Annotated in this window: 3 protein-coding genes, 1 tRNA gene and 1 rRNA gene; 4 read left to right on the top strand and 1 reads right to left on the bottom strand. The window is 71.0% G+C overall.

The window, feature by feature from the left end; genetic code table 11:
* From rrf to QK440_RS40065, 3 genes are all read left to right on the top strand, one after another.
* Positions 1-75, top strand: a 5S ribosomal RNA gene (rrf, locus tag QK440_RS40075); the annotation flags it as partial.
* A 101-nt stretch (positions 76-176) separates the two neighbouring features.
* Positions 177-854, top strand: coding sequence for a DegT/DnrJ/EryC1/StrS family aminotransferase (locus QK440_RS40070; protein ID WP_282798198.1), 678 nt, complete (start codon positions 177-179; stop codon positions 852-854).
* Between the two features lie 87 nt (positions 855-941).
* Positions 942-1,014: transfer RNA gene (locus QK440_RS40065), tRNA-Thr, on the top strand.
* 106 nt (positions 1,015-1,120) lie between these two features.
* Here QK440_RS40065 and QK440_RS40060 read toward each other — a convergent pair.
* Positions 1,121-3,781, bottom strand: a complete 2,661-nt coding sequence (locus tag QK440_RS40060; protein WP_282798197.1) for a SpoIIE family protein phosphatase — start codon at positions 3,779-3,781, stop codon at positions 1,121-1,123.
* 263 nt (positions 3,782-4,044) lie between these two features.
* Between QK440_RS40060 and QK440_RS40055 the strand changes: the two genes are divergently transcribed.
* Positions 4,045-9,162 (top strand): HAMP domain-containing protein (locus tag QK440_RS40055; protein WP_282798196.1); only part of this gene is annotated, 5,118 nt, incomplete at its 3' end.

The following is a 9,162-nucleotide window of genomic DNA, read 5'->3' as shown; positions in this document are numbered from 1 at the left end:
AACCCGGAAGCTAAGCCTTTCAGCGCCGATGGTACTGCAGGGGGGACCCTGTGGGAGAGTAGGACGCCGCCGAACTAATTGTGATGGAGAGCTGGTCCCCGAACTTCGGTTCGGGGACCAGCTCTTTTTCGTTTTGTGTTACTTACCGTTCACGTTGCGCGCTCACCATCCGTCCCATGGGGACTGAAGCGCTGCTGCGCGCAGCAGGGATAGGGACCGGGGACGAGGTCGTCGTGCCCGCGTACGGGAGTGCCGCGGTCTCCGACGCCGTGGTGTCCGCGGGGGCGATACCCGTGTTCGCCGACATCGACCCGATGACGTACTGCCTCGACGTCGACGCCGTCGACGCCGTGCGCACCGAGCGGACCGCGGCGGTCGTCGTCGTCCGGCGCTTCGGCCACCGGGCCGACATGCCGGGCATGCACGCGCTCGGGCAGCGGCACGCGCTGCTGGTGCTCGAAGAGGGCGAGCCCGACGCCACGTACGACGAGGCGCCACAGCGGCGGGCGCACGCCGCGTACCTCACCGCGCGGCTGAACGGCGTGCACACGCCTGCCGACGGGGACGGACACAGCTACCAGCAGTACGTCGTGCGCGTGCCGGGCAACGGGCGGCCGGACCGCGACGCCTTCGCACGGGTCCTGCGGGCCAAGGGAGTCGACTGCCGGGTTCCCGTGAAGACCCCGCTGCACCGGACGCCGAAGTACTGGCGGGACGTGGAGCTGCCGGAGACCGAACGGGCCGCGGACGAGACGCTGGCGCTGCCGGTCGACGCCTGGCTGACACGACGTGAACTCCAGCGGATCGTCTCGGCGTGCAACGCGCTCGGAGGCTTGCTGCAGCCGGCGTTCTGACGACCGGACCGGAGTGGTTCGAGACCCGCTCATGGTCAGGTATGATCTATTCCGTTGCCGCGCGGAAAACCGCGCAGGGCGCAACTGGCCCCTATAGCTCAGTCGGTAGAGCGTCTCCATGGTAAGGAGAAGGTCAGCGGTTCGATTCCGCTTGGGGGCTCCGAGAGAAAAGGCCACCGCCTCGCAGGCGGTGGCCTTTTTGCTGTGCGGTGGTGCGGGCCCGGTCCCGGTCTCGAAGGACCCGCGGGGTCCCGGGCCCCGCGGGCTCAGTCCTGGCGCTCGGGGACCCGCATGGCCAGGATCGCCATGTCGTCCGACGGGGCGTCCGTCGCGAAGCGCTCCACCGCGCGCATGATCCGTGCCGCCACCGCGCCCGCCGTCAGGCCCGTACAGGTCGTCAGGACGTCCGCGAGGCCGTCGTCCCCCAGCATGCGGGTGCCCTCGCGGCGTTCGGTGACGCCGTCGGTGACGCAGAGCAGCACGTCGCCCGGCTCCAGCGTCGCCGTCTGCTCGTACAGCTCCAGGTCGTCCATGACGCCGAGCAGCGGCTGCGGCTCCGCGTACGGTTCGACCGTGCCGTCCTGGCGCAGGCGCAGCGGCAGCGGGTGGCCGGCGCAGACGATCTTGAGGATGGCGGAGCCGTCGTCCTGCGGCCACAGCTCGCCGTACAGGAGGGTGAGGAAGCGGCTGCGGGCGCCCTCGTCCAGGATCGCCGCGTTCAGCCGCTCCAGGACCGCGGGGCCGCCGAAGCCCTCGCGGGCCAGCAGGCGCAGGGCGTGCCGGGCCAGGCCCGTGACGGCGGCCGCCTCGGGGCCCGTGCCGCACACGTCGCCGATGGCGAAGCCGTACGCGCCGTCGCGGATGGGGAACAGGTCGTAGAAGTCGCCGCCCACCTCGTTGCCCTCGCCGGCCGCGCGGTAGATGACGTCCACCTCCACGCCCGGGACCTGCGGCAGCCCCGGGGGCAGCAGGCTGCGCTGGAGGGACTGGCTGATGGCCGTGCGCTCCGAGTACAGGCGGGCGTTGTCCAGGGCCAGCGCGGCCCGGCGGGAGAGGTCCTCGGCGAGCTCCAGGATCTCCTGGCGGAAGTGCTCGTCGGAGGGCTTGCCCAGCGTGAGCATGCCGATGACGCGGTTGCGGGCGACCAGGGGCAGTACGACGGTCTCGCCGCCCACCGCGGACGCCGTGGAGAGCGACGTGCCGATGCCCGCTGTGGCCGACACGGGCTCGCCGAGGCCCAGGCTGCGCATGGACGTCCGCAGCGCCGACTGGTGGGCGGCCTCGGAGGGCGCCTTCCAGACCCGGGCGCCCGGCGTGGGCACCGGTTCCGGCGGGGACACCTTCTTCAGCAGCGCCTTCAGGCCGTCGATGCGCTCCTCGTCCTCGTGCAGGACGTACGACAGGTCCGGCTCGGAGGACTGGTCGGCGATGGTGTAGACGGCGCACCAGGTCGCGAGCGTGGGGACCGTCATCTGGGCCATGAGAGCCAGTGTCTGGTCGCGGTCGAGCGTGCCCGCGAGCAGGTCCGAGGCCTCGACGAGGAAGGACAGGGAGCCGCGGCGCAGCCGTTCCAGCTCGCTGATGCGGGCCGACTCCACGGCGAGGGCGATGCGGTCCGCGGCGAACTGCAGGCGCAGGGCCTCCTCGTTCGAGTACCGGTCGGGGACCTCGGCGGCGACGCCCAGGGAGCCCGTGAGGCGGCCCTCGACCTTCAGCGGGACCGTGACGACCGAGCGCATGCCGGTGCCCTTCAGGAGGGGCACCGCGTCCGGGACGGCCGTGAGGTCCTCGTGGACGGCGGGCATGCGGGCGGAGCCGTACCGGCCGGTTCCCGCCTCCACGGGGACGCGGGCGAAGCGCTGGCGGGCCGAGGGCAGGCCGGTGGAGGCCCGTACCTCCAGCTCCGTCTCGTCGTCCGTGGCCAGGAGCAGGAACGCCGCGTCGCCGTCGAGCATGTCCCGGGCGCGCTCGACGGTGCGCTGCAGCAGGCCGTCCAGGTCGTCGGGCGGGGGCGAGCCGATGAAGACCTCGAAGGAGTCCGCGGCGCCGGGCTCGCTGAGCACTCCGGGCTCGGGGGCCGGGCCGCGCAACGGGGTCTGCAGGACGGCCCGTTCGTCGTCGCGCACCAGGAGGCAGACCGTGGAGGGCTCGCCGTCGGTGTCGCGTACGCGCAGGTGCGAGGCGTAGACGGGGATGACGCGGCCGCCGGCGTCGCGGATGCCGTAACTGCCCTCCCAGCGCGAGAGTTGGAGGGCGTCGGCGACGCCGGTGCTGGTGCCGGGGGTGTGCGGCCAGGCGGCGAAGTCCGTGAGGGGCTTGCCGACGACCTGCTTGGCGACGTACCCGAAGAGCTCCTCGGCGTCCTCGTTCCAGGCGGAGATGGCGCCCGTGCGGTCGATCTGGACGACGGCGACGCGGACGCGGCCGTCGGTGAGGGGCAGCAGCTCGGGCGCGAGCGAGGGGCCGGCCGCGCGGGTGCCCACGGGCCGGTCGGGCAGATCGAGTTGGAACCAGACCTGCTTGTGGGTCGGCGTGTAGTCGACGCCCCAGCGGGTGGCGAGCGCGGCGCAGAGCTGGAGGCCGCGGCCGCCCTCGCGGTCCGGGCTGCCCATGGTCGCGGGGGAGCCCTGCAGCGGGATCTCGCGCTCGGGGTAGTGGTCGGAGACCTCGATGCGGACCGCGTCGTCCGTACGCAGGCACTGGACGTCGGCGGCGGTGCCCGCGTGCACCACGGCGTTCGTCACCAGCTCGCTCGTCAGGACGACCGCGTCGTCGACGACGTCCGAGAACCCCCACCCCTGGAGGGTGTCCCGGACGAACGAACGGGCCGTCGCGACGGAACGCCCGACGGGTTCGAAAGTCGCAGCCGCGCGCGCGGTGATCACAGAACTCCTCGTCCGTTGTCCCCCGGGAATCTGCAGTCCCATGGTGCGGCCGCCCCTCCGATGCCCGCTGTGATGTGTGCCACCGCCCTGGCCGGGCAGGACCGGGGTGGTTGGACAGCCGGATGCCAGGTTACTTACCTTCGCCGTCCATGCTGATGCCGGTCGCCTGTGTTTCCGCCCGGAGGGTGTGCGGACGGTGTGCGAAGCTGCCGAACTGTTATGGCCTGGTTCGGCCATGGTGAAACACTGGGCAGGCTTGAGACGAAAGCCTGAGCAGTACGGTCGACCCTTCCGGGAGGGACACAGTGGAGTCTGGCGCTGCGACGCGGGGCAGTAAGACGCGCGCGAAAGACGGACGGTCCCTGAACGGGCAGCGCAAGCCACGCAACGGGACGACGGTCACGGTGGAGGCCGCGGCGCTCAACCGCCTCCTCACCGCGCTCGTGTCGATGCGGGACGGCAATTTCCGCAAGCGGCTCACGGTCACCGGCGACGACGTGATGTCGGAGATCGCCGCGGTCTTCAACGAGGTGGCCGACCGTAATCTCCACCTCACCGGAGAGCTGTCGCGGGTGCGGCGCACGGTGGGGCGGGAGGGCAAGCTCACGGAACGGCTCCAGACGGGCGCGATGGAGGGCTCCTGGGCCGCCGCGGTCGACGCCGCCAACGACCTCGTCGAGGACCTCGTCCGGCCCGTCTCCGAAGTCGGCCGGGTACTTTCCGCGGTCGCCGAGGGCGACCTGGAGCAGCGGATGGAACTGCGCGCGCACGGGCCGAACGGCGGCGGCCACCCGCTGCGCGGCGAGTTCCTGAAGGTCGGGCGTACGGTCAACAACCTGGTCGACCAGCTCTCGACGTTCACCGACGAGGTCACGCGGGTGGCCAGCGAGGTGGGCACCGAGGGCAAGCTCGGCGGGCAGGCCCGGGTGCGCGGCATGTCCGGCTCGTGGAAGGACCTCACGGACTCGGTCAACACGATGGCCTACCGGCTGACGGCCCAGGTGCGGGACATCGCGCTGGTGACGACGGCCGTCGCGAAGGGCGATCTGTCCCGGAAGGTCACGGTGCACGTGGCCGGGGAGATGCTGGAGCTGAAGAACACCGTCAACACGATGGTGGACCAGCTCTCCTCGTTCTCCTCGGAGGTGACCCGCGTCGCGCGCGAGGTCGGTACGGAGGGCGAGCTCGGCGGGCAGGCGCAGGTCCCGGGCGTCGCGGGCGTATGGAAGGACCTCACGGATTCGGTCAACCTGATGGCCGGCAACCTGACGGCGCAGGTCCGTGGCATCGCCCAGGTCACCACGGCCGTCGCCAACGGCGACCTGTCGCAGAAGGTGCGCGTGAGCGCGCGCGGCGAGGTGGCGCAGCTCGCCGGGACGATCAACCAGATGACCGAGACGCTGCGGACCTTCGCCGACGAGGTGACGCGCGTCGCCAACGAGGTGGGCGCCGAGGGGCAGCTCGGCGGGCAGGCCAACGTGCCGGGCGCGGCCGGGACGTGGAAGGACCTGACGGACTCCGTCAACACGGTCTTCCGCAACCTCACGACGCAGGTGCGGGACATCGCGCAGGTGACGACGGCGGTGGCGAACGGCGACCTGTCGCAGAAGGTCACCGTCGACGTCGCGGGCGAGATGCTCGAACTCAAGAACACCGTGAACACGATGGTCGACCAGTTGTCGTCGTTCGGCGCCGAGGTGACGCGCGTCGCGCGGGAGGTCGGCGTCGAGGGCGAGCTGGGCGGCCAGGCGCAGGTGCCGGGTGCGGCGGGCACCTGGAAGGACCTCACCGACTCGGTGAACACCGCCTTCCGCAACCTCACCGGGCAGGTGCGCAACATCGCGCAGGTGACGACGGCGGTGGCGAACGGCGACCTGTCGCAGAAGGTCACCGTCGACGTCTCCGGCGAGATGCTCCAGCTCAAGAACACCGTGAACACGATGGTGGACCAGCTCTCGTCCTTCGCGGACCAGGTCACGCGGATGGCCCGGGACGTGGGCACCGAGGGGCGCCTCGGCGGACAGGCCCGCGTGGACGGGGTGAGCGGCACCTGGAAGGAGCTGACGGACTCCGTCAACTTCATGGCGGGCAACCTGACCTCCCAGGTGCGCCAGATCGCCCAGGTGACCACGGCCGTGGCGCGCGGTGACCTGTCGCAGAAGATCGACGTGGACGCCCGGGGCGAGATCCTGGAGCTGAAGAACACCATCAACACCATGGTCGACCAGCTCTCCGCCTTCGCCGACCAGGTCACGCGGGTGGCGCGCGAGGTGGGCACCGAGGGCAGGCTCGGCGGCCAGGCGCAGGTGCCGGGTGTCGCGGGCGTGTGGCGCGACCTCACGGACTCCGTGAACGGCATGGCCGGCAACCTCACCGCGCAGGTCCGCAACATCGCGCAGGTCGCCACGGCGGTGGCGCGTGGTGACCTGTCGCAGAAGATCGACGTGGATGCGCGCGGCGAGATCCTGGAGCTGAAGAACACCCTCAACACGATGGTGGACCAGCTCTCCGCCTTCGCCGAGCAGGTCACGCGCGTGGCCCGCGAGGTGGGTACGGACGGCATCCTGGGCGGCCAGGCCGAGGTGCAGGGCGTGTCGGGTACGTGGAAGGACCTGACGCAGTCCGTGAACGGCATGGCGAACAACCTGACGCTCCAGGTGCGCAACATCGCCGAGGTCACGACCGCCGTCGCCCGCGGCGACCTGTCCAAGAAGATCACCGTCGACGCGAAGGGCGAGATCCTCGAACTCGTCACGACGGTGAACACGATGGTCGACCAGCTCTCGTCGTTCGCCGAGCAGGTCACCCGGGTCGCCCGTGAGGTGGGCACCGAGGGCAAGCTGGGCGGCCAGGCCCGCGTCCCCGGCGTCACGGGCATCTGGAAGGACCTCAGCGACAACGTCAACCTGATGGCCAACAACCTGACCATGCAGGTGCGGAACATCTCCCAGGTCGCCGCCGCCGTCGCCAACGGCGACCTGACGAAGACGGTGACGATCGAGGCGCGCGGCGAGGTCGCGCAGCTCGCGGACACCTTCAACACCATGGTGAAGACGCTGAGTTCGTTCGCGGACCAGGTCACCAAGGTGGCCCGCGAGGTGGGTACGGACGGCATCCTCGGCGGCCAGGCCCGCGTCCCCGGTGTCTCGGGCACGTGGAAGGACCTCACCGAGTCCGTGAACGGCATGGCGTCCAACCTGACCGGCCAGGTCCGCAACATCGCGATGGTCACCACGGCCATCGCCAAGGGCGACCTCACCAAGAAGATCGACATCGACGCGCGCGGCGAGATCCTGGAGCTCAAGACGACCATCAACACCATGGTCGACCAGCTCTCGTCGTTCGCCGAGGAGGTCACGCGCGTGGCCCGCGAGGTGGGCACCGAGGGCCAGTTGGGCGGCCAGGCGCGCGTACGGGACATCGACGGCACCTGGCGCGACCTCACCGAGTCCGTGAACGAGATGGCCGGGAACCTCACCCGGCAGGTGCGCGCGATCGCGGCCGTGGCCACCGCGGTGACCCGCGGCGACCTCAACCTGAAGATCGACGTGGACGCCGCAGGCGAGATCCAGGTCCTCCAGGACAACATCAACACGATGATCGCGAACCTCCGCGACACCACCCTCGCCAACAAGGAGCAGGACTGGCTCAAGGGCAACCTCGCCCGCATCTCCGGCATGATGCAGGGCCGCCGCGACCTGGAGGCCGTGGCCTCGCTGATCATGAGCGAGCTGACGCCGGTCGTCTCCGCGCAGCACGGCGCGTTCTTCCTCGCGGTGCCGACCGACGACGCGACCGATCCGGCCCACGACGGCGACGCGTACGAACTGCGCATGCTGGGCAGCTACGGCTACTCGATGGGGTCGATGCCCACCTCGTTCCGGCCCGGCGAGGCGCTGATCGGCACCGCCGCCAAGGAGCGGCGCACGATTCTCGTGGAGAACGCGCCCTCCGGCTACCTGCGGATCGCCTCCGGGCTCGGTGAGGCGCCCCCGGCGCAGGTCATCGTGTTGCCGGTGCTCTTCGAGGGCAATGTGCTCGGGGTGATCGAGCTGGCGTCGTTCCAGCCGTTCACACAGATCCAGAAGGACTTCCTCAGCCAGATCGCCGAGATGATCGCGACGAGCGTCAACACCATCAGCGTCAACCAGAAGACGGAGATGCTGCTGAAGCAGTCGCAGGAGCTGACCGAGCAACTGCGCGAGCGCTCCGAGGAGTTGGAGAACCGGCAGAAGGCGCTGCAGGACTCCAACGCCGAACTGGAGGAGAAGGCCGCGCTGCTCGCCCAGCAGAACCGCGACATCGAGGTGAAGAACACCGAGATCGAGGAGGCCCGCCAGGTCCTGGAGGAGCGCGCCGAGCAGCTCGCGGTGTCGATGCGCTACAAGTCCGAGTTCCTGGCGAACATGTCGCACGAGCTGCGGACGCCGCTCAACTCGCTGCTCATCCTCGCCAAGCTGCTCGCCGACAACGCCGACGCGAACCTCACCCCCAAGCAGGTGGAGTTCGCCGAGACGATCCACGGCGCCGGTTCGGATCTGCTCCAGCTCATCAACGACATCCTCGACCTGTCGAAGGTCGAGGCGGGCAAGATGGACGTCAGCCCCACCCGGATCGCGCTCGTCCAGCTCGTGGACTACGTGGAGGCCACGTTCCGTCCACTGACCGCCGAGAAGGGCCTCGACTTCTCCGTACGCGTCTCGCCGGAGCTGCCCGCGACCCTGCACACGGACGAGCAGCGCCTGCTCCAGGTGCTGCGCAACCTGCTGGCCAACGCGGTGAAGTTCACCGACACCGGCGCGGTCGAGCTGGTCATCCGGCCGGCCGGCAACGACGTACCCCACGCGATCCGCGAGCAGCTCCTGGAGGCCGGTTCGCTGCGCGACCCGGACGCGGACGTGATCGCCTTCTCGGTGGCCGACACGGGCATCGGCATCGCGGCCAGCAAGATGCGAGTGATCTTCGAGGCGTTCAAGCAGGCGGACGGCACCACGAGCCGCAAGTACGGCGGCACGGGCCTCGGCCTGTCCATCAGCCGGGAGATCGCGCGGCTGCTCGGCGGCGAGATCCACGCGGCCAGCGAACCCGGCCGTGGCTCCACCTTCACGCTCTATTTGCCCCTGCACCCGAGCGAACTGCCCCCGCAGGGCTACGCCCAGCTCGCCCCGGCCGCGGCCCCCGCGCTGCCGGCCCTGGAGGGCCTGCCCGAGACCGCCGACGGGGCGGCCCCCGAAGCCGCCGACGGGGCACCCGCGCCGACCGGGGCGCCGGAGCCGTCCGCCGGGCCCGCCGCGCTGTTCCGGCGCCGCCGCCGGGCCGCGGGCGCGGCGCCCCCGCGCCACGGGCCCCCCCCCCGGGGCGCCCCCCCCCCGGGGGGGGGGGGGGGGGGGGGGGGGGGGGCGGGCCGCCGGGGGGGGGCGGCC

Origin of the sequence: Streptomyces sp. CC224B (assembly GCF_030010595.1) — a bacterium.
Classification (GTDB): Bacteria; Actinomycetota; Actinomycetes; order Streptomycetales; family Streptomycetaceae; genus Streptomyces; species Streptomyces longispororuber.
The sequence above is the reverse complement of the archived record's forward strand: the minus strand, read 5'-3'. Positions and strand labels throughout refer to the sequence as shown.